Raw genomic sequence first — 24,469 nt, forward strand, 5'->3', positions numbered from 1 at the left:
CCCGCGAACCGGAGGACCTTCACCATGGCTGCCACACCCATCACCGACGCCGACGACTCTGCCCCGCACGGGTACATCAGCGACAAGAAGAAGTACCTCGCCCGACTCAAGCGCATCGAGGGCCAGGCCAGGGGTATCCACCGCATGGTCGACGAAGAGCAGTACTGCATCGACATCCTCACCCAGATCTCCGCGCTGACGAAGGCAGTCGAAAGCGTCGCACTGGGGCTGCTCGACGACCATCTCAAACACTGCGTGGTCGACGCCGCCAAGATCGGCGGTGAAGAAGCCGAACAGAAACTCAACGAAGCCTCGGCCGCGATCGCCCGACTCGTCCGATCCTGAGCGCCGCCGCCTCCTCACCGGGCCGCGACCTGTGTCGACTCAGGTCACACCGGCACCTGTGACAAACTCGCTGCCATGCTCGACGACGACCGCCCGCGCCCATCCACCGGACTCCGTCCCCGCTCCCGGCTCGCCCTTGCCGCGGCCGCGGCTGCGCGCTGGGCCTCACAGAAGACCGGCCGCGGCAAAGGTTCGATGATCGGCGGCCTGATCGCGCTGAAGATCGACTCCTCGCTGCTCGGTGAACTCGGACGCGGCAAGCGGACGGTGATCATCACCGGCACCAACGGCAAGTCCACCACCACCCGGATGACCGCGGCGGCGCTCGCCTCCCTCGGTGAGGTGGCCTCGCAGGCCGACGGGGCGAACATGGACGCCGGGATCGTGGCGGCTCTCTCGTTGCACCGGGACGCGAAGCTCGCGGCGCTCGAAGTCGACGAACTGCACGTTCCTCACGTCAGCGACGCCGTCCACCCGGCTGCCATCGTCCTGCTCAACCTCTCGCGCGATCAGCTCGACCGGGTCGGTGAGATCAACATGATCGAACGTCGGCTGCGCGAGGGCATCGCCGCTCATCCCCAGGCAACGATCATCGCCAACTGCGACGACGTGCTCGTCTCGTCTGCCGCCTACGACGCACCGAAGGTCGTGTGGGTGGCCGCCGGTGCGGGATGGGCCAATGACTCGGTCAGCTGCCCGCGCTCGGGCGAACCGATCGTCCGCGAAGGCGACCACTGGTACTCCCCCGGCATCGACTTCGAACGTCCGACGCCGGATTGGTGGTTCGACGACAGCCACGTGTACGGACCCGACGGTTTCTCCCATCCGATGGAACTCGCGGTGCCCGGCAAGGCGAACCGCGGCAACGCCACCCAGGCCATTGCCGCCGCCGTGACGATGGGCGCCGACCCGGCAGCGGCCACCGCCGCCGTCGGCACCGTCGGCGAGGTCGCCGGCCGGTACGGCGTACACCAGATCGGACCGCATCGGGTGCGCATGCTGTTGGCCAAGAACCCGGCGGGCTGGCAGGAAGCCATGTCGATGATCGACCAGGATGCCGAAGGACTGGTGATCGCGGTCAACGGTCAGGTCCCCGACGGTGAGGACCTCAGCTGGCTCTGGGACGTCCGCTTCGAGGCATTCGAGAACATCCAAGTGGTCGCGGCCGGCGAACGCGCCACCGACCTCGGGGTCAGACTCCTCTACGCCGGCGCCGAGCACACCACGATCGCCGACCCACTGGCAGCGATCGCGTCCTGCCCGCCCGGACGCGTCGAAGTGCTGGCCAACTACACCGCGTTCCGCGACCTCGGAATCGCCATGGACCGCGCACAGAAGGGAATGCGTTGATGAGCGAATCGACTGTGCGCATCGGCCTGGTGCTCCCCGATGTGATGGGCACCTACGGCGACGGCGGCAACGCCCTGATCCTGCGGCAGCGCGCCCGGATGCGTGGCATCGACGCCGAGATAGTCCAGATCACGCTGGCCGATCCGGTCCCCGAATCCCTCGACGTCTACACCCTCGGCGGCGCCGAAGACTACGCCCAGCGGCTGGCCACGCGGCACCTGACCAAGTACCCCGGTCTGCAACGGGCAGCCGAGGCCGGACGGCCGGTGCTCGCGATCTGCGCAGCCATCCAGGTGTTGGGCCACTGGTACGAGACGTCCGCGGGTGAGCGGGTCGACGGCATCTCGATGCTCGACCTCACCACCACACCCCAGGAGACCCGGAGCATCGGTGAACTCGTCACCGATCCGGCCCAGGATTCCGGTCTCACACAACCTCTCACCGGATTCGAGAACCATCGCGGCGGCACCACTCTCGGTGCCGGAGCCCGCCCCCTGGCCACGGTCAAGTACGGGGTCGGCAACGGTGCCGGCCAGAAAATCGAAGGCGCGGTGCAGGGTTCGGTGATCGGCACCTATCTGCACGGCCCGGCCCTGGCCCGCAACCCCGAACTCGCAGACCTCCTCCTGTCCCGCGCCCTGGGTGTCGACAAACTCGAACCGCTGGTCCTGCCCGAGGTCGACCTCTTGCGTCACGAACGTCTGGCGGCCGGCCGCCGAGGCTGACACCGATGACCAATTCACCTGTGCCACAACGCCGTGACACACGGATCACCCCCATGGTGTTCGCGCTGGGACTCGTCGTGCTCGCGGTGGTCGTGACCATCACCTGGGCGATCACGTGGTCCGTCGCCGGCAAAGACGATTCCGCGTCGTCGTCGCCGACGCCTGCAACGGTCGAACCCGCCCCCGAGGCCGAGGTGGTCGACACCGTCCGCGCGACCACCGAATCGCTCTACAACTTCACACCGGACACCATCAACGCAACGGTGAAGACCGCGCAGGCTACGTTGTGCGGCGACGCCCTCAACCAGTGGAACGAGACCGCAAAGACGTTGCCCGGCATCGTTGCCGACACCGGCCGCAGCGTCGGGACCTCCAATGCGCACTACGGGATCGTCGATCTGGACGAGACCACCGCGACAGTGCTCGCACTCTTCGTCCTCGACACCACCGAGAACAACACACCCGCCGCACCGGCCACCACCGCCGTCGAGTTCACGGTGCAGCGCACCGCCGTTCCGATGTGCATCAGCTCGATGGAGGTGCTGTGATGGCCCCGGGAACGCCGACACCGACTTCTCCCGCGGGTTCGCGCCGCCGACTGCGCATCGCGATCGTCCTGGCAGTCACCCTGGTGGTTGTCGTCGCGCTGACCATCGTGTCGGCCACCCTGACGGCGCCGGACAACAACAACGACTCCGATTCCGCGCCCACCACCGCACCCACCCCGGTGATCGACGATCAAGAAGCCCGCGAGATCGCCGAGGTGGTCACCCGCAGCATGTTCGAGATCAGCCCAGTCACCGTTGATACCCAAATCGCGACCTTCAAGGACAAGACCTGCGGCGAATTCGCAGACGCGGGTCTGCCCAACCTGATCTCGTTCACCGACGAGTTCAAGGCCCAGAAACGCACCAGCACAGTGATATTCGAATCGATTGCGGTTGCACCTCGCGATCCGGCCGCACCCGCCGCCGAAGTACTGGTGGCCTCCTCCTGGCAATCCGGTGACACCGTCAACCAATCCCGCATCGTGTACGAGGTCATCATGCAGAATGGAAAGACCTGCATCACAAAGGCACAGTTCCTGTAGGAGCCGGCGGAGGTGACCCGACACGCGACAACCATGGGGCAACCGGGGTCACACCTTGCGAGATCGCCGCGAGGCCGGGCAGCTGCTGGCCGAAGCCCTGATCGCCCGCGACCGCAACCTCGTCGACAATCCCGCGACCGCAGTCTTCGGTCTCGCCCGCGGTGGCGTGCCGGTCGCATGGGAGATAGCGGCCGCACTGCACGCCCCCCTCGACGCCTGCATCATCCGCAAACTCGGCGTCCCCAGCAGTCCGGAGCTCGCGCTGGGCGCGGTGGCCTTCGGTGGTTCTCCGGCGATCAACCGGCAGGTGGTCTCCGAGTTCCGGGTCACCGAGCAACAGCTGCAACGGGTGGTCGATGCGGAGGTCCGTGAACTGACGCGCCGCGAACAGACGTACCGCGCCGGGCGGCCGCCGCTGGGGATGGAGGGGCGGATCGCGATCCTGGTCGACGACGGTCTCGCCACCGGATCAAGCATGCGGGCCGCGATCGAGGCCGCCCGCACGCACAAGCCGGATCGCTTGATCGTGGCCGTGGGGGTCGCGCCGCAGTCGGCCATCTCCGAGATCGCGCCGCTGGTGGACGATCTCGTCTGCGTGAGCACGCCCACCGACTTTCGGGCGGTGGGCCAGTGGTACGAACGATTCGAGCAGGTGGCCGACGCCACCGTGTGCTCGCTGCTCGCCCGGTCCACGACCTGACCGACGTGTGGCCGAACCCCTGAGGGTCGCCGCGGATCCGGGTTTCCGGGATCGAATCCAAAGTTCACCGAATCCGGGTTGCACATCGTGAACATCCATGCGGCACTGCACACTTCCGCCACGATGTGCGATTGTTGTCCTGGCGCACTTCGAGGTGGTCGAAATCTGCGCTGCGCCGCATTCCCATGTGCGGCCGATGAACAGAACGGGGACTGCCTTGTCAGCTCGGCCGCGGAGATCATTGCCGCACCTGCTCCACGCCGGTGTCGCCACGGTGGTCTTGAGCCTGACACTCGTCTTGTTCGGCGGCAGCGGCGTCGTCGCCAACGTGGGTTCGGCAGCAGCAGATCCGGCACCGCCGTCGACGTCGTCGCCACAGGTCACGAACCCGCCGACCGAATGCGTCGGCTCGAGCTTCGCAACCCTGGGCGGCATCTACGACGCGATCTTCGACTCGCTGCTGCCGCAGATGCCCGAGCAGGTTCAGCGTGATGCCACCTCGATCAAAGCCGCCGCACACCGCGACATGGATGGTGTGCGGGTGTCGTCGCTGGCCATCTCGAACCACCCCAAAGCGCTCGGAGCGTCCGACGACTCCCCCAGCCTCGAATACCGGGATCCGCTGTCCCAGTATGTTCTGACGCAGCTGATGAACATTCGCAACGGCACGGAGTTCGAAGCGATCACGCTCGAGAACATGACGCTGTCGCAGGCCGTCGAGACCGTCTACTTCTACCTCTACATCACGGTCATCATCCCGGCGACGCTGGTGGCGGGGACGATTCCGCCCATCATGCCGATCGGTCCGGTCAGCCTCGGAATGCTGATCTCGCTTCCCCTTCGTATCGGCACGATGGCCATCGACATGATCAAGAGCGCGCTGAGTGAGGCCCTCATCGACGCCTGCATTGTCTCGGTCACCAAGGAACAGAAGGACAGCGCCGGTCAGCCCGTCAAAGACCTCCGATTCCCGAATCAGGTTCCGCAGATTCTCACCAACATCGCCGGACAGGTGCTGATCGCCGAAGACAAGACCTGCCCCTCGGTGGGATCGCAGCCCCTGTCCCGGGTTGTCGAACGCACCTCGCATTACCTTCAGGACACCACCGACGCCTCGACGTCAGCGCAGGTCGCCGACCAGACCGCGCGGCTGCAAGACTTCATGAGCAGGGCGCAGGTGCCACACAACCTGATCCCGGCCGACCCCGCGGACTTCGACACGATCGAAACGCTGATGGCACTCGGCCTCGGCTTCGTACCCTATGTGGGTGGCGCGCCGACGCAGGCCCTGACCGGTCTGGTGAGCAACATCCTGGACGGCGCCGACATGTCCCAGACCGTCCCGCTGGCCGACCTGACGGTCACCAAGTCGATGACGTCGGCCTACTACGCCTACGCCCTGAGCACACACGTGTTCACCCTGGCCTACAACGAGAGCGATGATCTGACGGTCTCGTTGCTGCAGATGCTGCTTCCGTCTCTCTCCCCGGAGCAGTTGACACAGTTGATCCCCAGTCCCGGCAGCCTGATCAACGCACCGAACACCTACGGACTCATCGTGTACCACAACGTACTTCGGTCGGTCTGCCTGGCCGAGGACAACACCGCCGCGCCGGCAACCTGACGATCAGCGCGGATCGAGAACGAACTCGGGAACGATCTCGCAGAAGTCGCGGGTACGGTCGACGGCAAACCAGCCACGCTCGAAATCCTGCCAGCGGCGCAAGTTGTCGCGCTCCGATTCGCCATCCCGGGCCACCGCACGTTCCAGGCGCTGTTCCTCGGTGCCGCCGTCGACCCAGAGTGCTCGTTTGAGGTGCCGGCGAACCGGCACGCGGGCGCTCGACACCCCCTCGATGATCAGCAGCGGCTCCCACCGCAGCCACACACGCGGACCGAGTTGTGGGCTGCCATCACGCCACACCCGCGGGTGAAAACGGAAGTCGTGCCCTCGCCAATACGACCGCAGAACTTCCTCTTCCAGTTCGGGCCACCACCCCACCGGCTCGTCCCATGTGGCGAAATCGTCGGTACGGATCAGCACCACCCGGGTACGGAGCTCTTCGAGTTTGCTCACCAGGGCGTCGGCGAACGTCGACTTCCCGGCACCCGAGGGTCCGTCGATGGCAACGATGCCTGATTTCAGTTGCCTGGCCAGAGTGTCCATCCAGGATTGATCGACCATGAGCGCGCCTAGGTCAGCACACGGCGCCCGGACAACGCCCGGCCCAATGTCAGCTCGTCGGCGAACTCCAGGTCGCCACCCATCGGCAGTCCGGAAGCCAGTCGGGTCACCGACAACCCGGGGAAATCCCGGAGCATCCGCTGCAGATACGTGGCGGTGGCCTCACCCTCCGTGTTCGGGTCGGTGGCCACGATCACCTCGCTGACATCCACACCGTCTTCCTGGTTTGCCAAGCGGCGCAGCAGTTCCCGAATCCGGAGCTGGTCCGGACCGATTCCGCCAAGCGGATCGAGTGCACCGCCGAGCACGTGGTAGCGGCCGGAGAACTCCTTCGTCCGCTCGATCGCCTGGACATCCTTGGGCTCTTCGACCACACAGATCTTGCTGGCATCCCGCCGCGCATCCCGGCAGATCCGGCAACGTGCCTGCGCCGAGACGTTGCCGCAGACCTCGCAGAACACCACATCGTCCCGGACATGGACCAGCGAAGCGGTCAGTCGATCGATGTCGGCGGCCGGTACGGCCATCAGATGAAAGGCGATGCGCTGGGCACCCTTCGGACCGAGTCCCGGCAACTTGGCCAGCTCGTCGATCAAGTCCTGGATCGGGCCTTCATACACCGGTTGTTACCCGCCCAGGCCGGGGAAACCGCCGCCGAGGCCACCCAGGCCTCCGGCCAGCGGACCCATCTTCTGCTGCGTCAGCGCATCGCGCTTCTCGGCGAGGTCGGCGAGCGCTCCCACGATCAGATCCTGCAGGGTCTCCACATCGTCGGCGTCGACCACCTTGGGGTCGATCGTCACCGAGGTGACGTCACCGGCCCCGGAACCGGTGATGGTCACCAGGCCACCGCCTGCGGTTCCCGTCACCTCTGCCTCCGAGATCTCGGCCTGCGCGGCCAGCAGTTGCTGCTGCATCTGCTGCGCCTGCTGGAGAAGTCCGGCCATCGGGTTGTCTGGTTGCACTTGTCGTGTCCTCGCGTTGATCGTTGTGTTGTCGAACCTGCTGCGTCAGCACCCGCGGGCACTCACCGGCGCGTCATACGTTCCAGCGCAGCGGCGATGTCATCGATGGTATCGCCGTGAGCGGCACGAGCCTCGAATCGCAGCTGCGCGTTGCCCCCGAACATCCTGGACGCCAGCGGCGACAGGGCGAACCGGAACTCGTTCCCCTCCCGCTGCCAGGCGACGATCCCCTGCTCCACCGCAGGTCCGGCACCGGTGCTGATCTGGAAGATCGCCGATTCGGTTGCCGTCGTCGACGGTGTCCGCGGCAGATCCCGCTGCACCTGAAAACAATCACCGGTCTCGTCGTCGAGAAATACGACAACCTCACAGGCGAGGTCCTCGTAGCGGTCGTACGACACGACGATGGCCATGTGAGGCCTCCCTTCAACCCAGGATTCGGGCGCTCTGGAATCGCCGGCGCCGACCGGTCAACGGGTCGTCGAACTCCACAGCGTAGGCCAGCAGCTGCAACGGGTCGGAGAAGTCACCGCGATCGGGAGCGTCCGCCACCTCGGGCCGGACCTCCGGATACAGCGGGTCGCCGTCGATCGGGATCCCCAGGCCGGACATGTGCAGCCGCAGCTGATGTGTCCGGCCGGTCCGGGGAAGCAGCCGGTAGATCCCCCGGTCGCCGTCGGTGTCGGCGAGGTCGATCGTGGAGATCGCGTTCACCTCACCTGGAACCACCCGCGCCCGCAGGTCGCCGGAATCCTTCAGGATGCGGTTGTGGATCGTCGCCGGAAACCCCATGTCTCCGGAGACCGGAGCACGCGCCCGGTACTCCTTGTCGACGAGGCGATCGGCGAACAGCAGTTGGTATGGCGCGCGGGCCTGCGGACGGAGGCTGAACATCAGCACCCCCGCGGTGAGGCGGTCGAGCCGGTGCACCGGGCTGATCTGAGGATTGTCGAGTTCTCGCCGTAACCGCACGAGAGCCGTCTGCACCACGTGCGCACCCCGCGGCATCGTCGCCAGGAAATGCGGTTTGTCGACCACCACCAGATCGTCGTCGAGATGGATGATCGGCATCTCGAACGGGATCACGGTCTCGTCCGGCAGATCTCGATAGAAATAAATCGGGCGACCCACCTGCGCCGGCGCAGCCAGGTCGACCCGATCTCCGGATATGTCGCGGACCTCGCCCTCGGCGGCCCGGTCCGACAGATCGGCCACCGTGAGTCCCGCGCAGGCCGGTGCGGCCAGCATCGCCTCCGCAACCGTCACACCGGAGCGGCGCAGGACCACCCGAGTCGGATCAACTCCATCCCGCAGGGGCAGCGGCGACGGTCTACGGTTCCTCACACCGGCCTCGGCGCTCCGGGTGTGACCCGGTCAGCCGCGTTCGACGTGCGACTTCAGATTGCCCAGCAGTTCTGCCTGAATCCTGCCCAGGCCCTTGGGCGCAAAGGTCTTCTCGAAGAATCCGCCGATACCGCCCGCGCCCTGCCAGGTGGTGACCGTGGTGACCTTCGAGCCGGTACCCAACGGCTGCACCTGGTAGGTGGTGATCATCGACGAGTTGGCGTCGGTCTCGGTGATCGTCGAACCGACCTGATCCACCGAGGCCTGCACGTTGCGGGAGCGCTTCGACGTTGCCTGCAGAGTCCACTTGGCGACGGTGCCGGCGCCGGCCCCGCCTTCGACGACCGAGTAGTCGAGATACTGCGGAGGCAGGATGGCCGGGCGCACGGTCTGGTAGTCAGACAGGGCCGCCAGCACCTGATCAGGTGCGGCATTGACCTCTATTGACTGCGATGCGGTTACCTGTGCCACGAAAATCACCTTCCGGTTCTTGTGCTGTAGACCCTTGAGCCTGCCAGAACAACATGTCGGCCCTCCATTGGCGTCCACCAGGCGGTGGTCATAGGCTCTATTGCGTGCCGAGGGTTAAGGGTTCCGTGTCCGGTCGCGCTGCCTACGATGAAGGCGTCGCGACATTGCTGGCGAGTTACCAGGCAATTCCTGCTGCCGGCAGAGTACGTCTGGCGAAGAAGACCTCAAACCTCTTTCGGAAGCGGGCGAAGAATCCTTTCCCCGGCCTCGATGTCTCCGGGCTCGACCGGGTGATCTCTGTCGATGTGGCGGCGCGGACAGCAGATGTCGCGGGCATGTGCACCTACGAAGAACTCGTCGCCACCACCCTCAAATACGGGCTCGCCCCCAAAGTCGTTCCCCAGTTGAAGACGATCACCCTCGGCGGTGCCGTCACCGGACTCGGTATCGAATCGACGTCGTTCCGCAATGGCCTGCCCCATGAGTCCGTGGTCGAGATCGACATCCTCACCGGCGCCGGGGAGATCGTCACCACCTCACCGACGAGCGAGAACTCCGACCTGTTCTTCGGATTCCCCAATTCCTATGGCACCCTTGGCTATTCGACGCGCCTACGGATCGAACTCGAAGAGGTGGCACCATTTGTCGACCTCCGCCACGTACGATTCACCACGGTCGACGAACTCCAGTCGGCGATGGCGCAGATCGTCGGCAATGCCGAGTTCGACGGCGAACGCGTGGATTATCTTGACGGGGTGGTCTTCTCGGCCACCGAGAGCTACCTGATCCTGGGCCGCCAGACCACCGCGGCGGGCCCGGTGAGTGACTACACCGACGATCAGATCTTCTACCGGTCCATTCAGCACTCCGCCGATTCGACACCGATCCGCGACCGACTCACCATCGCGGACTACCTGTGGCGATGGGACACCGACTGGTTCTGGTGTTCCCGCGCCTTCGGCGCCCAGAACCCGCGCATCCGGCGGTTGTGGCCCAAAAAGCTGTTGCGCAGCAGCTTCTACTGGAAGCTGATCGGCCTCGATCATCGCTTCAACATCGGCGACAAGCTCAACGCCCGCAAGGGTCTGCCCCCGGGCGAGCGCGTGGTCCAGGACATCGAGGTACCGATCGAACACACCGCCGAATTCGTCGGCTGGTTCCTCGAGAACATTCCGATCGAACCGATCTGGCTGTGCCCGCTACGACTTCGCGATCCGGCTCTGCCGGGAGCCGACACGCACCGGCCCTGGCCGCTGTATCCCCTGGAACCCCGACGGACGTATGTCAACGTGGGCTTCTGGTCGGCGGTGCCCAAACGCGACGATCAGCCGGAGGGGTACGCCAATCGCCAGATCGAAATCAAGGTGTCCGAACTCGGCGGCCACAAGTCTCTGTATTCCGAGTCATTTTACGGCAAAGAAGAGTTCGATGAACTGTACGGCGGTGAGTCTTACCGCTTGTTGAAAAAGCAGTTTGATCCAGGGTCGCGGCTTCTCGACCTCTACGCGAAGGCGGTGCAACGTCAGTGACGACATTCAAGGAAAACGACTTCACTTCCGGATCGGTGGTAGGTCCCAAGCTCAGCTTGGCCGAAGTCGTCGAGGCGGTTGCCGGCGGTGACCTCAGTGTTCGCGTGACGGCGTACGACGGCAGTTCGGCAGGTCCGGAAGATGCCGAATACGGCGTCGAGTTGCTGACCCCACGGGGAACCACCTACCTCGCAACAGCTCCCGGGGACCTCGGTCTGGCCCGCGCGTACATCGCCGGCGACCTCAAGCTGCACGGCGCACCCGGCGGCGATCCTTATGGCGCACTGCGCGCACTCTCCGACGACATCCACTTCGCGCGGCCATCGGCCCGGACGATGGCCCAGATCACCCGGTCACTCGGGCTCGAACACTTCAAGCCGATCGCCCCGCCTCCGCAGGAGCAGCTGCCGCGGTGGCGCCGGATCGCGGAAGGTCTGCGGCACAGCAAGTCCCGCGATGCCGAAGCGATCCACTACCACTACGACGTCTCCAACGCGTTCTACGAACTCGTGCTCGGCGACTCGATGACCTACACCTGTGCTTGCTACCCGAACCGGGAAGCCAGCCTGGAAGAGGCACAGGACAACAAGTACCGCCTGATCTTCGAGAAGCTGAAGCTCAAAGCGGGCGACCGCCTGCTCGACATCGGTTGCGGCTGGGGATCCATGGTGCGGTACGCAGCTCGCCGGGGCGTTCACGTGATCGGTGTGACCCTGTCCCAGGAACAGGCCGAGTGGGCACAGCAGGCCATCGTCGACGAAGGTCTGTCGGAGTTCGCCGAGGTCCGGCACAGCGACTATCGCGACATCACCGAAGTCGGCTTCGACGCGGTCTCTTCCATCGGCCTGACCGAACACATCGGCATCGCGAACTACCGTTCGTACTTCAAGTTCATCCGCGCCAAGCTGCGCGACGGCGGAATCCTGATGAACCACTGCATCACCCGCCCGGACAACTCGTCGAAGGGCAAGGCCGGACCGTTCATCGACCGCTATGTGTTCCCCGACGGTGAGCTCACCGGTTCGGGCACGATCATCTCGGCGATCCAGGACATCGGTTCGATGGAGGTTCTCCACGAGGAGAACCTGCGGGAGCACTATGCGATGACGCTGCGCGACTGGAACAAGAACCTCGTCGAGCACTGGGATGCAGCCGTCGAGGAAGTCGGCGAGGGCACCGCCCGGCTCTGGGGCCTGTACATGGCCGGATGTCGACTCGGATTCGAGCGCAACATCATTCAGCTGCACCAGGTACTGGCCGTCAAGCTCGACGACAAGGGCGGCAACGGCGGGCTTCCGCTGCGCCCGTGGTGGCAGGCCTGATCTCCACAAACCCACCAGTTTCAGTCAAACCCACACGTTGCAACGTGTGGGTTTGACTGATTCTGGTGGGTTTGTCTCTGCGTCGGACGGATTCAACGCAACGAGTGCAGCTCGATCAGTTCTCGGATGTGGACCACCACCTGCTCGAGGGGCTTCGTGGAGCCGGCGGCCTGAGACATGATGACCGCACCCTCGACGGCGGCGACGATCGTCGTCGCCAGGGAGTCGGCAACCTGATCATCGATTCCGTCTTCGGTCAGCCGCCCGGCGATGACGCCGCCCCATTCGCGGAAGAGTTCCGCGGCGGCATCGGCGGCGGCGGGGGCCTCGCTACGCCCCAGCGCCGCCGCGACCACCGGGCACCCACTCTCGAAGTCACTCGAGGTCAGCACTTTCGACCACATCGCGGCGAAGGCGGCGAAGGGGTCGGGTTTGGTCATGAACTTCTTCAGCATCAGGGTCACCGATGAACCGGCGGTGCGTGTCGCGGCGGCCACCAGTTCTGATTTGCCGCCGGGAAAGTTCAGGTAGATCGATCGCCTGGCCACCCCGCTGGTACGCAGGATCTCCGAGACGCCGGTACCCGCGACTCCATGGCGGCGCATCAGGTCCGCGGTGGCGGCCGTCAGTTGGTCACGGACACCCATGTGACACCTCGCTCATCTCCCCGGTTTCAGATTTCAGTGGGACGCGCCTTGAAATATAACAGTTGGTCTACTAGCCTCGGAGCGAAGTAGACCGATCGATATAGTCTGCGACGGGACCTCGAACGAAGGTGCACACCATGCCGGACACCATCTCACTGTCGTCACCGCTGAACCTGCCCTGCGGCCAGGTGATTTCGAACCGGATCATGAAGTCCGCGCTGAGTGAGGGGCTCGGGACATCCGGCCACGGCCCCGACATCCGCCTGGAACGGCTGTATTCGCGGTGGGCCTCGGGTGGCTACGGACTGGTTGTCACCGGCAACGTCATGGTGGACCGCGAGCACCTCGGCGAACCCGGCAACGTGGCGCTGGAGAACGATCATGACATCGGCGCCTTCCGCCGCTGGGCCAAGACCACCCAGGACGGTGGTGTCCCGTGCTGGATGCAACTGAATCATCCAGGACGGCAGGCCAACCCGTTCGCAACCGCCAGCCGGGCGGTGGCTCCGTCCGCGATCGGTGTCGGGATCCCCGGCGTCCGGGCGCCGAGAGCGCTCGATGACACCGAGATCTGGGACATCGTCGAACGGTTTGCGGTCTCCGCGGGTCTCGCCGAGGCCGCCGGATTCAACGGTGTCCAGATCCATGCCGCACACGGATATCTTCTCTCCCAATTCCTCTCACCGATATCCAACCATCGCGACGATCGATGGGGCGGATCCATCGAGGACCGGACCCGGCTGCTCATCGAGATCATCCGCCGAGTCGGCGATGCCGTCAGCCCCGGATTCGCGCTCGGGGTCAAACTCAATTCGGCAGACTTCCAGCACGGCGGATTCTCCGAGGACGAATCCCGCGAGGTGGTCGCCATGCTCGCCGACGAGCGTATCGACCTGATCGAAATCAGCGGCGGCAGTTACGAATCGCCCGCGATGATGGGTCGCCCGGTGGTGTCCGCCCGGACCCGGGCGCGCGAGGCCTACTTCCTCGAATACGCCGAAACAGTCCGGACCGTGGCCGGGCATGTTCCGCTGGCCGTGACCGGTGGCTTCCGAACCCACGCCGGCATGACGGAAGCGATCGCCTCCGGAGCCTGCGACATCGTGGGCCTCGGCCGGCCCACGGCGGTGTCTCCGACCGCCGGGCACACGATCCTGAGGGACAGCTCGGCCGCCCTGGCGACCACACGGCGGCGCCTGCCCGTCCCGCGACGGGTCGCCGGCACCAGCCCGATCAAAGCCCTCGACGGCGCCCTCGACCTGCAATGGCACACCGACCAACTGCACCGGATGGGAGCGGGTGCCGAACCCGATCCTCTGCGGCCGCTGTGGCGCACCGCGATCACCACGGTCCGGCGCAATGGTATCGACGCCTTCCGCACCAAACGGGAACGGATCGGATCGGGCGCAGACCGCAAGGTGCTCCGCAAGTTCCGAGTCGAACGGGCCGTCGGCCGCCACATCGCCAATCCCGCGGTCGCGCTGCTGACGCGACTGGGGATCCGGACGTCACTGGCCACCGAACTGGAGACCACCGGGCGCCGTTCCGGACAACAACGCCGGGTGCCCGTCACCGCGGGATTCGATGCCACGGGAGCCTGGATCATCAGCCAGCACGGAAATCGGTCCGGATGGGCGATCAACATTGCCGCAGATCCCGTCGTCCGGATCCGGCAAGGAAGCCAATGGCGCAGCGGTACGGCGGAATTCGTTCCCGACGACAACGTGGCGGACCGGGCCCGCACCTTCGCCACGAACCCGGTGTTCGCAAAGCTCGTCGCAGCATCGGTCCGAGCGTTGCAGAGCGATCCGATCTCGGTCCGGATCTCGTTCACAGACCGTTAGCGGCGAGTCACGGCCTACAACAGACTAGTTGATCGGCGTTGCGCCGAGCTCACTCGTCAGCAGCGCGATCGCGATCTGCTCGGGGTCCGCCCGCGGATCCGGTGTGGAATTGCGTGCGGTGGCGACCATCTCGTCACGTTCGGCGTCGGTGAGGTCTTCGTCTTTGACCGGGTCGGGAACGGGCTCGGGTTCCGGTTCAGGCTCCGGTTCGGGAGCATCTTCTTCCCGGCTGCCGGCCGCCGAACCCCGACTCGGCCGGGTGTAAGTGGCCTGCTTCGCCTCGGGCTTGCGGGTATCGACCTGTGCTGCCTGAGGTTTCGTCGGCATGGCCGGCATCGCCGACGCCGCATGCACCTGGACCTGCCAGTCACCGCCGAACACCTGCGACATCGCCGCTGTGATGACATCCACCGCGTGCTGTGAACTCAGCCGCTGAACCAGCGGCTGGGAGTCGTGGCTCAAGATCAGGGTGCTGCCGTCGATGCCACGGACCGAAGCACCCGACAACATCACCTCGGTCACCTTGTTGGCGGTCCGGACAGCAGACCGGACCTCCTGCCACTTCGCCTGCACCGCAGCGAGATCGATACCACCCGCTGCGACCGCGGGCACCGGTTCCACCTGAGGCTGCGGCTCACCGTGATGTTCGGGTTCGGGTTCGAAATCGGGTTCGGGCGGCGGCGGAACATCGTCGAACGGTGACGCCGGCACGGGTTCATCCGCGGCCTCGGGTTCCGGCTTCGGTTCAGGTGTCACCGAAACAGGCTGAGGCGCAGGCGCAACCGGTTCGGGGTCAGGTTCCGGCGCGGGCTCAGGCTCCGGCACCACCGCCACAATGGGCTCGGGTGCGGGTTCAGGCGTCGGTTCGGGTTGCGGAGTCGGCGGTGTCACCGCAGTGTCCACCACCGGCTCGGGTTCGGCGACATCGTCCTGTTGTTTGCGCTGCGACGGCCGGACGAACTTCGAGGCCGCGGCGTCGAGAGGGGCCGCCGGCGGTCCGGGCGCTGCGGACGGAATCGAAGCGGCGGGCGCGGACGCTGACCCTTCGCCGGCAGGGGCCGCGATCGCACCGCTCGCGAGCTGCGACTCGATCCGCTCGATGCGTTGCAGCACACCCGATTCCGCATCAGACGACGCGGGCAGCAACATCCGGGCGCACATCACTTCCAGGAGCAGCCGCGGGGACGTGGTCCCACGCATCTCCCCCAGTGCGTCGTGGACGGTCTCGGCGAAGCGGGTCAGTGTGCCCGCTTCCATCCGGGCAACCTGGGCGGTCATCCGCTCCACCTGATCGTCGGGTGCCTCGACCAGGCCACGCGCCGCGGCGTCGGGAACCGCGTTCATCAGGATCAGGTCCCGCAGTCGTTCGAGCAGATCGACGGCGAACCGACGGGGATCGTGTCCGGCATCCACCACGGCCTCGACCGTCCCGAACAACGCAGCACCGTCGTGGTCTGCCAGCGCATTGACGGCATCGTCGATCAACGCGACATCGGTGACACCCAGTAACGCCAGCGCACGCTGGTAGGTGACGCCCTCGGGTCCCGCACCGGCGAGCAGCTGGTCGAGCACGCTGAGCGAGTCACGCGGAGAACCACCGCCCGCGCGGATCACCAGCGGGAACACGGTGGGTTCGACGGTGACGTGTTCGCTCGCGCAGATGCGTTCGAGCAGGCCGCGCATCGTCGCCGGGGCCAGGAGCCGGAACGGGTAGTGATGGGTACGCGAGCGGATGGTCGGCAAGACCTTCTCCGGCTCGGTGGTGGCGAAGATGAAGATCAGATGCTCTGGCGGCTCTTCCACGATCTTGAGCAACGCGTTGAATCCCGCGTTGCTGACCATGTGGGCCTCGTCGATGATGAACACCCGGTAGCGGGACTCGGCCGGCGCGTAGAACGCCTGATCGCGCAGTTCCCGGGTGTCGTCGACACCACCGTGGCTGGCGGCGTCGAGTTCGATCACGTCCATGTTGCCCGGACCACCCGGGCCCAGCGCCACACAGGACGAGCAGACCCCGCACGGCGTCGCGGTGGGCCCCTGCTCGCAGTTCAGGGATCGGGCCAGGATCCGCGCGGACGACGTCTTACCGCAACCACGCGGACCCGAGAACAGGTACGCATGGTTGATCCGGCCGGAGTTCAGGGCCACACCCAACGGCTCGGTGACATGCTCCTGCCCGACAACTTCGGCGAAGGTCGCGGGGCGATAAGTCCGGTATAGAGCCACGCTGCGAGACTACCGGCGCGGTCCGACGGCCGCGGGATCGGCCGGAGCACTTCGACCGATCCGAGATCCCGGCGTCGATGTCCGCAACCGCCGCCACTCGTTCGGACCCCAGATGATCAGAGTCGCCACCGCCGTCACCCCGAAGATCCACAGATAGGGTTCGGCCGAGAACCACCGCAACCAATCGGGGAACGGTGTCATGAACATGCCGGTCCCGTAGAACGGCTTGAACCCCATCGCCCCTCCGGGAAGGTGATTCCGCCAGATGAAGGCGCTGGCGTACAACGCCGCCGGGAGCACCAGCGTCACCGCCAGTAACCCGGTTCGGCCGGCGCGATAGGCCGCGATGGGGAGATGGACGAGGTAGACGAGCAGCGGCACGAACCACACCCAGTGATGTCCCCAGCTGAACGGGGAGACCGCGGTCGCCGTCATCCCGGTCAGACACAGCGCGAGGAGTTCCTGCTGGTGTCGATGCGCGACGTACGCCGCGGACATACCCAGGGCAATCGCGATGATGACCAGTGCCGCCCACAGCACCTGGTTGGGGTCGGTGGTCCCGAATGTGGTGGCCAGGGCGCCCTTGATCGACTGGTTGCTGGGCGCATCGGTCGGTCCGACCCGCTCGGAATTGATCACCCGGTCAGACCAGTACTTCCACGACTGCTTCGGGGTGGCCAGGAATCCGATCAGGATCGTGACCGCGATGGTGACCGCCGCGACAACAATCGCGCGCCAGCGCCGGGTGATCGCGAGGTACAAGACGAAGAAACCCGGTGTGAGTTTGATGCCCGCGGCGATACCGACGCCGATCCCCTTGAGCCGGCTGCCGTCTGGTCGTAGGAGATCCCACAGCACGATCGCCATCAGGAAGACGTTGATCTGTCCATACCAGATGGTGGTCCGGACCGGTTCGAGCAACGTCGACGCACACACCAGCGAGGCCGAGACGATGAGCAGCCGCCAGTCGACGCGGTATCCGAGGCTTCGGAACGACGCAACGATCACGTAGAACAGGGCCGCGAAGATCAAGGCCGTCCACAGCACTTCGGCCCGTGGGACATCGAGCCATGCAAAAGGCTGGAACACGATCGCCGAAAAGGGTGTGTATGTGTAGAGCAGCCCGTTCCGCAGCATCGGCGATTCGTAGAGTGGCTGCCCGTTCGCGAGGTGCAACGCGCCCTCACGGTAGACGCGCAAGTCCACCTGATTGTCGAAGAGACCGAAGATCTTGGTGTCGAGCGGAATTATCGTGAACTGGACATAGACGGCGATGATCGCGCCGACCACAAACCCGGCAAGCAGCCACCGACTGGTCGGGAAACGTAGGCGCGTCGTAGAAGCGGCGTCGTGAGTGGGCACCTTCCGCCTTCCCCCAAGCAGTTACTTCGGCGAGAATGCTATCCCGTCGAGACCCGATCAGCCTTGCGCCTTGCCGTGAGGCAGATGATGCTGATCACCGCGACCACCAGGAACATCCAGTTGTACGGGTCGTAGGTGAACCATCGGAGCCAGGTGATCCCGAACTTGTGGAACAGCCCGGTGAAGTACGCGTCGGGCAGCATCCGCTCGATCTGCTCCACCGGATATCCCCGGTAGCTGCGCCAGATGAAGGTGGTGAGCAGCAATGCTGATGCACCGACGGCGGCGAGGACCCGCAGGGCGCGGGCCCGCACCGACAGGATCAGATGCACCAGGATCACCAGCAGGGGAACCACCCACACCCAGTGGTGTCCCCACGACATCGGCGACACCACCGTGCCCGTCATACCCACCAGGGTGATGGCCAGGAGTTCGTGACCCGCGCGATGTGCGAGGGAGGCCGCGACCATGCCGAGCGCCAGCGCCGCGAGCGCCAGCGTGCCCCACACGAGGATGTTCGGGCTGTCGGTCTGCCACAGATTCGCCAGCGCGCCGCGAATGGACTGGTTCCCGACGGTATTGGGTGCACCCACCCGCTCGGAGTCGATGAAGGTGCCGCTCCAGTACTTCCAGGAGTCTCTGGGCATCACGAGGAAACCGAGCACCACGGTCCCGACGAGCCCGGTGCAGGCCACGATCACCGATCGCCAGTTCCGGTTGATCGCCAGATAGAACACGAAGATCAGGGGGGTCAGTTTGATGCCGGCCGCGATCCCGACACCCAGACCACGCAACCGACTGTCTTTGTCGCGGAGCAGGTCCCACAGGATCAGCAACATCAGGAACACGTTGATCTGGCCATACCACATCGTCGTGCGCACCGGCTCCATCAACGTGGCGATCAGCACCAGTGACAGCGCGATGCTCCGCACCGGCCAGGTGATCCGGTATCCGAGACTCCGGAAGCTGAGCGTCATCACGAAGTACAGCGCGATGAAGATGCTCCCCATCCACACGACCTTCGCCATCTCGACGGTCATCAGCGCAAATGGGACGAAGACGAACACCGACGCCGGGGCATAGGTGTAGTCCATGACCCCGACCAGCTTCGCCTCGTACAGCCGGCGCCCGTCGAGGACGGCCTGGGCTCCCTGCCGGTACACCTCGAGGTCGAGCTGGTTGCCGAAGATGCCCCAGTAGGGTTCGTCCAGCGGGACAGCCAGATTCTGAAGCCAGATCGCGAGCAGCCCGAGGACGATCGAAGCCACCACCACGGCGGCCGGCCACGGCACGGTCCGCTCGGGGCGGGCTGCTACTGCTGGATTCTGGTTGTTCGACTGGGAGATGTCGGAGTCGGCGTCCACCGGATTTCGCTTCTCAACGCCCGGTCCGGTCACCACACCTGTGCATTCAGCCGTGCTGCTCGAGCAATTGCTCCGCAGACGCGAGCAGGACGCAGGTCGCCACGCCATCCATGGCGACGCGCAGATCCTCGAGGCCCGGGAACGTGGGAGTCAGACGGATGTTGCGGTCGTTCGGGTCCTTCTTGTACGGGAACGCCGAGCCGGCACCCGTCAGGGCGATGCCGGCTTCTTTCGCCAGGGTGATGACCCTCGCCGCGGTGCCGTCGATCACGTCGAGGCTGATGAAGTAGCCGCCCTCGGGTTCGGTCCAGGATGCGACCTTGGCGCCGCCGAGGCGCTCTTCCAGGATCTGCAGCACCATCGCGAACTTGGGCACCAGCAGGTCACGATGCTTGGCCATGTGTGCGCGCACGCCGTCGGCGTCCTTGAAGAACCGCAGGTGCCGCAGCTGGTTCAGCTTGTCCGGACCGATCGTCTTGATCGACACGTTGCGCTGGTACCACGCCAGGTTCGCCGGTGATGATCCGAAGAACGAGACACCGGCTCCGGCAAAGGTGATCTTGGAGGTCGAAGCCAGAATGAACGGCCGATTCGGGTTGCCCGCAGCGGCGGCCAGTCCGAGAACATCGATGGGGGCCGGCGGTTCGGCCACGAGTGTGTGGACGGCATAGGCGTTGTCCCAGAAGATGCGGAAATCAGGAGCCGCGGCCTTCATCGACATCAGGGCCGCAGCGACCTCCGGGCTGTACGTCGCGCCGGTGGGGTTCGAGTACGTCGGCACACACCACATGCCCTTGATCTGCGGGTCCGTTGCAACCAGGTCCGCGCAGAATGCGACGTCGGGACCGTCGTCGTTCATCGGAACGGTGATCATCTCGATCCCGAAGGACTCGGTGATCGCGAAGTGCCGGTCGTAGCCGGGCGACGGGCACAGGAACTTGATCGGGCCCTGTCCCCACGGCTTCGCCGAATCCGGCGTGCCGTGCAGCAGCGCGAACACCACCAGGTCATGCATGATCTCGAGGCTGGCGTTGCCGGCGGCCAGGAGGTTGTCTGTGGGGATGCCGAGCAGTTCACCGAAGATCGCACGCAGCTCGGGAAGACCTGTCACACCGCCGTAGTTGCGGGTGTCGGTGCCACTGGCGTCGCGGTAGTCGCCGGCGCCGGGCAGCGACAACAGTTCTGCAGCCAAGTCGAGTTGAGCGGGGGCCGGTTTACCTCGGGTGAGGTCCAGCTTGAGACCTGCATCGACGAGCACCTGGTACTTGAGACGCAGCTCGGATTGGGTGGCGGTCAGCTGGTCAGCACTCATCGAGTGGAAATTCACTTCGGCCTTTCCCGGAACGCCCGGCCCCGGAACTGTGGTTGCGCGGGTGTTCGCGCAGAACAGCTGATCTGCTCGGAGACAAAATAGGGGACCCCGCGCACCCGGCAGAGCCCGCTGACCCTTGCTGCCTTCCGGCCCTGGGGGAGTTCACAGGATGCTCGCCGCGCGGGATCCGAGATCGAGTGTAGCGGGCCGACGACCAGGCGTGAAAACTTCCCTTTGACCAGCCCGTTTTTGGCGAGTCCGCTCATTGCCGGTAAGCTCGCCGACGGAGGATTCGCCTAGTGGCCTATGGCGCTCGCCTGGAACGCGGGTTGGGTTAATAGCCCTCAGGGGTTCGAATCCCCTATCCTCCGCCAAGAGAACGAAGACCGAAATCGCCCCGTCTTTCCGATACGGGGCGATTTCGCTTTTCCACGCACCACACAAACGAGCCGGATATACGAGGACGCGCCGCTTGTTTGTGGAGCGTCCTCGCAGAGATGGAGCGTCTGGGTTGGGTCAGGTGTCGTCCCGGGCCACCGGATTCCCCTCGTCATCCCAGTTGGCCGTCACCTTCTTGCTCGGCTGCACACGTGGCGGCTCGCCCGGCATCTTCGGATAGCTCGGCGGATAAGGCATGTCCCCCAGGCCATCTCGCTCGTCTCGCGTCACCAGTTCGAGGAGCGGTTCGAGGCTGCCGCGATGAGAATCTATGTCGGACATGGGATCACCGCGCTTGTCGAGCAGCGCCGGAACCGTGGCGATCGTGCAATCCAGCGGTTCGACGTCGGCCAGCTCGTCCCAGGTGACCGGGGTCGAGACAGTGGCCGTGGGGGTGCGCCGGGCGGAATAGCCGGCCGCCATCGTCCGGTCGCGGGCGTTCTGGTTGAAATCGATGAAGATCCGTTCCCCGCGTTCCTCTTTCCACCAGGACGTGGTGATGCCCGCACCGTCGCGGCGCTCGAGTTCGCGGGCCAGCGCGATGACTGCCCGGCGGGTCTGGATGAAGTCCCACCGGGGTTCGATCGGCACAAAGATGTGCAGCCCCCGCCCGCCCGAGGTCTTCGGATATCCGCGCAGGCCCAGCTCGTCGAGAAACGGTCGCAGCACGTCGATCGCCACCCGTCGCGCGTCCGAAAAGTCCGTTCCCGGTTGCGGATCCAGGTCGATGCGGAGCTGATCCGGATGGTCGTTGTCCGGTGCGATGGTGGGCCAGGGATGGAACGTGACCGTTCCGAGGTTCGCCGCCCAGACGATGTCCTGCGCGCAGGTGGTCCGGATGGCATCGGCCTTGCGCCCGGACGGGAACGTGATCGACGTCGACTGCACGTGGTCGGGACGTTTGGCCGCGACCCGCTTCTGATAGATCTCCTCGCCTTCGATGCCGTCGGGGAAGCGCTGCAGGAATGTCGGGCGATCGCGCAGTGCGGTCAGCATCGCGCCCTGCAGAGCGACGGTCCGGTAGTAGCCGACGAGGTCACGTTTGCGTCCGCCGTTCTCACCGAGTTGCGGGAAGTAGATCTTGTCCGGATTGGACAACCGAACAGGCGTTCCGTCGACGTCGAGTTCCTCAGCCGGTGATCTGGCCATCAGTTCTGCCCCTCCAGTACGTCGAACAGGTCGTAGGTCAACGGAACCTCGAGTTGGTCGTAGCCGCAGCTCTCCGGTTCGCGATCCGGGCGCCAGCGGACGAACTGAACCGTGTGGCGGAACCGCTGTCCCTCCATCTGGTCGTAACCGACCTCGACCACCAGCTCGGGGCGGATCGGAATCCACTGTGCGGAACCCTTTTCCTTCCACCGGCTGGGTTCGCCCTCGGCCACGTGGTCCGGATCAAGTCGCATCGGTTCGAGGAGTTCCTGCAACTCGATGCGCTTGGCGTCGGAGAACGCTCCGGCGCCGCCGACCATCCGCAGCTCGCCGTCGGCGTAGAGACCGAGCAGCATCGAGCCGAGTCCGGCCCCGCTCTTGTGGACGCGATAGCCGATCACCACACAGTCGGCGCTGCGCTTGTGCTTGACCTTGATCATCTCGCGCTTGCCCGGGACGTAAGGACCGTCGAGGCGTTTGCTGACAACGCCGTCGAGGCCGGCGCCCTCGAACTCGGAGAACCAGTTGTGAGCGAGGCCGGCATCGGTGGTCACCCGACTCACGCGGCAGCGGCCCGCTCCGGGTATCGCCTCGAGCAGCGCTGCCCGGCGCACCGAGAACGCTTCGCCGGACAGGTCCCGATCTCCCACCGCCAGCGCGTCGAAGCCGATGAACATCGCCGGCGTCTGCTCCGCGAGCATCGTCACCCGCGACTTGGCGGGATGGATCCGGATCGACAACGCATCCCAGCTGAGACGGCGTACACCGTCGAAGTCTGCCTGGACCCCGATCTCGCCATCGACCACCACTTTGTCGGGCAACTCATCTCGCGCGGCCTCGATCAGTTCGGGAAAGTACCGGCCCAGGTCCTTACCACCCCGCGAACCGATGACCACCTCGTCGCCGTCGCGAAAGATGATGGCGCGAAAGCCGTCCCATTTCGGCTCGTGCGACCACACCTCGGCACCGGGTTCGTCCGGGATCTTCGCCGCGGCCTTGGCGAGCATCGGCACCACCGGGGGCATCACTGGGAGGTCCATGACTCCCAATACTTCCACTTGTAGGCTCATGCGCGTGGACTATCGGGGTGGTGGACGATACGCGCCGTCCCCGTCCGGGGACCTGCACATCGGAAATCTGCGTACCGCACTGCTCGCCTGGATGTTCGCCCGTTCCACCGGTCGGACATTTCGGATCAGGATGGAGGATCTCGATCGGGTGGCCGCCGGATCCGCCGAGCGACAGCTCGCGGACCTCGCCGGACTGGGTCTCGACTGGGATCCACCGGTCATGTGGCAGTCGAGGCGGCTCGCCAACTACGACAACGCGATCTCGGAGTTGCAAGGCCGCGGTCTCACCTATACCTGCTACTGCACTCGGCGCGAGATCCTCGAATCGCCGTCTGCACCGCATGCCCCCGCGGGGGCGTACCCCGGCACCTGCCGGCATCTGACATCCGCCCAGGAGCGGGCACATCTCGATGCCGGTCGCCGACCCGCCATCCGGCTCCGCTCCCACGTCACCGAATTCACCGTGTCCGATGCCCTCCGCGGGCCGTACACCGGCATCGTCGACGACTTCGTGTTGCGCCGCGGCGACGGCATCCCGGCGTACAACCTCGCGGTGGTCATCGACGACAACGCCCAAGCCGTCGATCAGGTGGTTCGCGGCGACGATCTCCTGAGTTCGGCACCGCGGCAGAGTTATCTGGCGACGACGCTCGGGCTGACGCCTCCGACGTACGCCCACGTTCCGATGGTCTTGAACACCGAGCGCAAACGTCTCGCCAAACGTGACGGGGCGGTGACCCTCGGCGATCTGAAGGCCGTTGGTGTCGGAACTCCACAGGTGCTGTCGCTGATCGCCAACTCGTTGAATCTCGCAGACCCCGGCGAGGTGGTGACCGCTGAGTTGATGCTCGCGCGGTTCATTCCGGCGACCCTGCCGTCCGAACCCTGGGTTCTCGATCCTGCAGACCTTTTGCATCACTGACACAACAGGTCTGGTTGACGGTCATTCATTCGGGATATCTATCGCCTCGACCCTCGATTCGCCCGGGAAGCCCGGCTTAAGGTCACTCATCAATTCGACAACAGACGGG

At 65.4% G+C, this 24,469-nt stretch carries 24 protein-coding genes, 1 tRNA gene and 1 other RNA gene; 12 read left to right on the forward strand and 14 right to left on the reverse strand.

Annotated elements, in window-relative coordinates; translation table 11 throughout:
* Window positions 1–24: 24 nt before the first annotated feature.
* From VIQ49_RS27735 to VIQ49_RS27765, 7 genes are all read left to right on the forward strand, one after another.
* Entirely contained in the window at window positions 25–345 is a 321-nt protein-coding gene (locus VIQ49_RS27735) for a metal-sensitive transcriptional regulator (protein WP_331890210.1), read from the forward strand.
* Between the two features lie 75 nt (window positions 346–420).
* Window positions 421–1,695 (forward strand): Mur ligase family protein, encoded by a 1,275-nt coding sequence (locus tag VIQ49_RS27740; protein WP_331890212.1) that lies wholly within the window; start codon window positions 421–423, stop codon window positions 1,693–1,695.
* A complete protein-coding gene (locus VIQ49_RS27745) occupies window positions 1,695–2,420 on the forward strand; it encodes a glutamine amidotransferase (protein WP_331890214.1) in 726 nt (241 codons plus the stop codon). Before VIQ49_RS27740 ends, VIQ49_RS27745 begins: the two co-directional genes overlap by 1 nt.
* A 5-nt stretch (window positions 2,421–2,425) precedes the next feature.
* Window positions 2,426–2,968 (forward strand): hypothetical protein, encoded by a 543-nt coding sequence (locus tag VIQ49_RS27750; RefSeq protein WP_331890216.1) that lies wholly within the window; start codon window positions 2,426–2,428, stop codon window positions 2,966–2,968.
* Entirely contained in the window at window positions 2,968–3,510 is a 543-nt protein-coding gene (locus VIQ49_RS27755; protein ID WP_331890218.1) for a hypothetical protein, read from the forward strand. Before VIQ49_RS27750 ends, VIQ49_RS27755 begins: the two co-directional genes overlap by 1 nt.
* Window positions 3,511–3,565: 55 nt before the next feature.
* On the forward strand, window positions 3,566–4,210 hold the full coding sequence (locus tag VIQ49_RS27760) for a phosphoribosyltransferase (RefSeq protein ID WP_331890220.1): 645 nt from the start codon (window positions 3,566–3,568) through the stop codon (window positions 4,208–4,210).
* A gap of 241 nt (window positions 4,211–4,451) precedes the next feature.
* Window positions 4,452–5,834, forward strand: coding sequence for a hypothetical protein (locus VIQ49_RS27765; protein ID WP_331890222.1), 1,383 nt, complete (start codon window positions 4,452–4,454; stop codon window positions 5,832–5,834).
* A gap of 3 nt (window positions 5,835–5,837) precedes the next feature.
* Here the strand turns inward: VIQ49_RS27765 and VIQ49_RS27770 are convergent, their stop codons facing one another.
* The 6 genes from VIQ49_RS27770 to VIQ49_RS27795 form a co-directional block, all read right to left on the reverse strand.
* Entirely contained in the window at window positions 5,838–6,395 is a 558-nt protein-coding gene (locus VIQ49_RS27770; protein ID WP_331890224.1) for a hypothetical protein, read from the reverse strand.
* Between the two features lie 8 nt (window positions 6,396–6,403).
* Window positions 6,404–7,015, reverse strand: a complete 612-nt coding sequence (recR, locus tag VIQ49_RS27775) for a recombination mediator RecR (protein WP_331890225.1) — start codon at window positions 7,013–7,015, stop codon at window positions 6,404–6,406.
* A 6-nt stretch (window positions 7,016–7,021) separates the two neighbouring features.
* Window positions 7,022–7,342, reverse strand: a complete 321-nt coding sequence (locus VIQ49_RS27780; RefSeq protein ID WP_331890338.1) for a YbaB/EbfC family nucleoid-associated protein — start codon at window positions 7,340–7,342, stop codon at window positions 7,022–7,024.
* A gap of 80 nt (window positions 7,343–7,422) precedes the next feature.
* Window positions 7,423–7,773 carry a hypothetical protein gene (locus VIQ49_RS27785; protein WP_331890226.1) on the reverse strand — a complete coding sequence of 117 codons (351 nt, stop codon included), beginning with the start codon at window positions 7,771–7,773 and terminating at the stop codon, window positions 7,423–7,425.
* Between the two features lie 13 nt (window positions 7,774–7,786).
* Window positions 7,787–8,647 carry a pseudouridine synthase gene (locus VIQ49_RS27790; protein WP_331890340.1) on the reverse strand — a complete coding sequence of 287 codons (861 nt, stop codon included), beginning with the start codon at window positions 8,645–8,647 and terminating at the stop codon, window positions 7,787–7,789.
* A gap of 87 nt (window positions 8,648–8,734) precedes the next feature.
* Window positions 8,735–9,175: an SRPBCC family protein gene (locus tag VIQ49_RS27795; RefSeq protein ID WP_331890227.1), complete on the reverse strand. Its 441-nt coding sequence runs from the start codon at window positions 9,173–9,175 to the stop codon at window positions 8,735–8,737.
* 104 nt (window positions 9,176–9,279) lie between these two features.
* Here VIQ49_RS27795 and VIQ49_RS27800 point away from each other — a divergent pair, with 104 nt between their 5' ends.
* Both VIQ49_RS27800 and VIQ49_RS27805 read left to right on the forward strand, forming a co-directional pair.
* Entirely contained in the window at window positions 9,280–10,704 is a 1,425-nt protein-coding gene (locus VIQ49_RS27800) for an FAD-binding oxidoreductase (RefSeq protein WP_331890228.1), read from the forward strand.
* A complete protein-coding gene (locus VIQ49_RS27805; protein WP_331890229.1) occupies window positions 10,701–12,026 on the forward strand; it encodes a class I SAM-dependent methyltransferase in 1,326 nt (441 codons plus the stop codon). Before VIQ49_RS27800 ends, VIQ49_RS27805 begins: the two co-directional genes overlap by 4 nt.
* A 92-nt stretch (window positions 12,027–12,118) precedes the next feature.
* On the opposite strand, the gene VIQ49_RS27810 is transcribed toward VIQ49_RS27805, so the two are convergent.
* Window positions 12,119–12,673, reverse strand: a complete 555-nt coding sequence (locus VIQ49_RS27810) for a helix-turn-helix domain-containing protein (RefSeq protein WP_331890230.1) — start codon at window positions 12,671–12,673, stop codon at window positions 12,119–12,121.
* Between the two features lie 137 nt (window positions 12,674–12,810).
* Between VIQ49_RS27810 and VIQ49_RS27815 the strand changes: the two genes are divergently transcribed.
* A complete protein-coding gene (locus VIQ49_RS27815; protein ID WP_331890231.1) occupies window positions 12,811–14,517 on the forward strand; it encodes a nitroreductase/quinone reductase family protein in 1,707 nt (568 codons plus the stop codon).
* A gap of 24 nt (window positions 14,518–14,541) precedes the next feature.
* Here VIQ49_RS27815 and VIQ49_RS27820 read toward each other — a convergent pair whose 3' ends face one another.
* From VIQ49_RS27820 to ffs, 5 genes are all read right to left on the reverse strand, one after another.
* Window positions 14,542–16,743 (reverse strand): DNA polymerase III subunit gamma and tau, encoded by a 2,202-nt coding sequence (locus tag VIQ49_RS27820; RefSeq protein WP_331890233.1) that lies wholly within the window; start codon window positions 16,741–16,743, stop codon window positions 14,542–14,544.
* Window positions 16,744–16,752: 9 nt separating this feature from the next.
* Window positions 16,753–18,105 carry a glycosyltransferase 87 family protein gene (locus VIQ49_RS27825; RefSeq protein ID WP_331890235.1) on the reverse strand — a complete coding sequence of 451 codons (1,353 nt, stop codon included), beginning with the start codon at window positions 18,103–18,105 and terminating at the stop codon, window positions 16,753–16,755.
* A gap of 38 nt (window positions 18,106–18,143) precedes the next feature.
* Window positions 18,144–19,502 carry a glycosyltransferase 87 family protein gene (locus VIQ49_RS27830; RefSeq protein ID WP_331890237.1) on the reverse strand — a complete coding sequence of 453 codons (1,359 nt, stop codon included), beginning with the start codon at window positions 19,500–19,502 and terminating at the stop codon, window positions 18,144–18,146.
* A 13-nt stretch (window positions 19,503–19,515) separates the two neighbouring features.
* The gene (locus tag VIQ49_RS27835) at window positions 19,516–20,796 is read right to left on the reverse strand and encodes an aminotransferase class I/II-fold pyridoxal phosphate-dependent enzyme (protein WP_331890239.1); all 1,281 of its coding nucleotides are present in this window, start codon (window positions 20,794–20,796) and stop codon (window positions 19,516–19,518) included.
* Between the two features lie 82 nt (window positions 20,797–20,878).
* Window positions 20,879–20,973: signal recognition particle sRNA small type (gene ffs, locus VIQ49_RS27840), an RNA gene on the reverse strand.
* Window positions 20,974–21,066: 93 nt separating this feature from the next.
* Between ffs and VIQ49_RS27845 the strand changes: the two genes are divergently transcribed.
* Window positions 21,067–21,155: transfer RNA gene (locus VIQ49_RS27845), tRNA-Ser, on the forward strand.
* 142 nt (window positions 21,156–21,297) lie between these two features.
* Here the strand turns inward: VIQ49_RS27845 and VIQ49_RS27850 are convergent.
* Complete coding sequence (locus VIQ49_RS27850) at window positions 21,298–22,371, reverse strand: DNA polymerase domain-containing protein (RefSeq protein ID WP_331890342.1); 1,074 nt, start codon at window positions 22,369–22,371, stop codon at window positions 21,298–21,300.
* On the reverse strand, window positions 22,368–23,408 hold the full coding sequence (locus tag VIQ49_RS27855) for an ATP-dependent DNA ligase (protein ID WP_331890344.1): 1,041 nt from the start codon (window positions 23,406–23,408) through the stop codon (window positions 22,368–22,370). Before VIQ49_RS27855 ends, VIQ49_RS27850 begins: the two co-directional genes overlap by 4 nt.
* Window positions 23,409–23,436: 28 nt before the next feature.
* Here VIQ49_RS27855 and gluQRS point away from each other — a divergent pair, with 28 nt between their 5' ends.
* The gene (gene gluQRS, locus VIQ49_RS27860) at window positions 23,437–24,360 is read left to right on the forward strand and encodes a tRNA glutamyl-Q(34) synthetase GluQRS (RefSeq protein ID WP_331890241.1); all 924 of its coding nucleotides are present in this window, start codon (window positions 23,437–23,439) and stop codon (window positions 24,358–24,360) included.
* Window positions 24,361–24,469 lie beyond the last annotated feature (109 nt).

It is taken from the genome of Williamsia sp., from assembly GCF_036566845.1.
Lineage (GTDB): Bacteria > Actinomycetota > Actinomycetes > Mycobacteriales > Mycobacteriaceae > Williamsia.

What these genes read in the sequence shown, in the direction of transcription:
- VIQ49_RS27810 (WP_331890230.1), bottom strand. Translation starts at nt 12,673, where the DNA reads ATGGGTGTCCGTGACCAACTGACGGCCGCCACCGCGGACCTGATGCGC.
- VIQ49_RS27755 (WP_331890218.1), top strand. Translation starts at nt 2,968, where the DNA reads ATGGCCCCGGGAACGCCGACACCGACTTCTCCCGCGGGTTCGCGCCGC.
- VIQ49_RS27770 (WP_331890224.1), bottom strand. Translation starts at nt 6,395, where the DNA reads ATGGTCGATCAATCCTGGATGGACACTCTGGCCAGGCAACTGAAATCA.
- gluQRS (WP_331890241.1), top strand. Translation starts at nt 23,437, where the DNA reads ATGCGCGTGGACTATCGGGGTGGTGGACGATACGCGCCGTCCCCGTCC.
- VIQ49_RS27740 (WP_331890212.1), top strand. Translation starts at nt 421, where the DNA reads ATGCTCGACGACGACCGCCCGCGCCCATCCACCGGACTCCGTCCCCGC.
- VIQ49_RS27735 (WP_331890210.1), top strand. Translation starts at nt 25, where the DNA reads ATGGCTGCCACACCCATCACCGACGCCGACGACTCTGCCCCGCACGGG.
- VIQ49_RS27785 (WP_331890226.1), bottom strand. Translation starts at nt 7,773, where the DNA reads ATGGCCATCGTCGTGTCGTACGACCGCTACGAGGACCTCGCCTGTGAG.
- VIQ49_RS27780 (WP_331890338.1), bottom strand. Translation starts at nt 7,342, where the DNA reads ATGGCCGGACTTCTCCAGCAGGCGCAGCAGATGCAGCAGCAACTGCTG.
- VIQ49_RS27750 (WP_331890216.1), top strand. Translation starts at nt 2,426, where the DNA reads ATGACCAATTCACCTGTGCCACAACGCCGTGACACACGGATCACCCCC.
- VIQ49_RS27855 (WP_331890344.1), bottom strand. Translation starts at nt 23,408, where the DNA reads ATGGACCTCCCAGTGATGCCCCCGGTGGTGCCGATGCTCGCCAAGGCC.
- VIQ49_RS27745 (WP_331890214.1), top strand. Translation starts at nt 1,695, where the DNA reads ATGAGCGAATCGACTGTGCGCATCGGCCTGGTGCTCCCCGATGTGATG.
- VIQ49_RS27815 (WP_331890231.1), top strand. Translation starts at nt 12,811, where the DNA reads ATGCCGGACACCATCTCACTGTCGTCACCGCTGAACCTGCCCTGCGGC.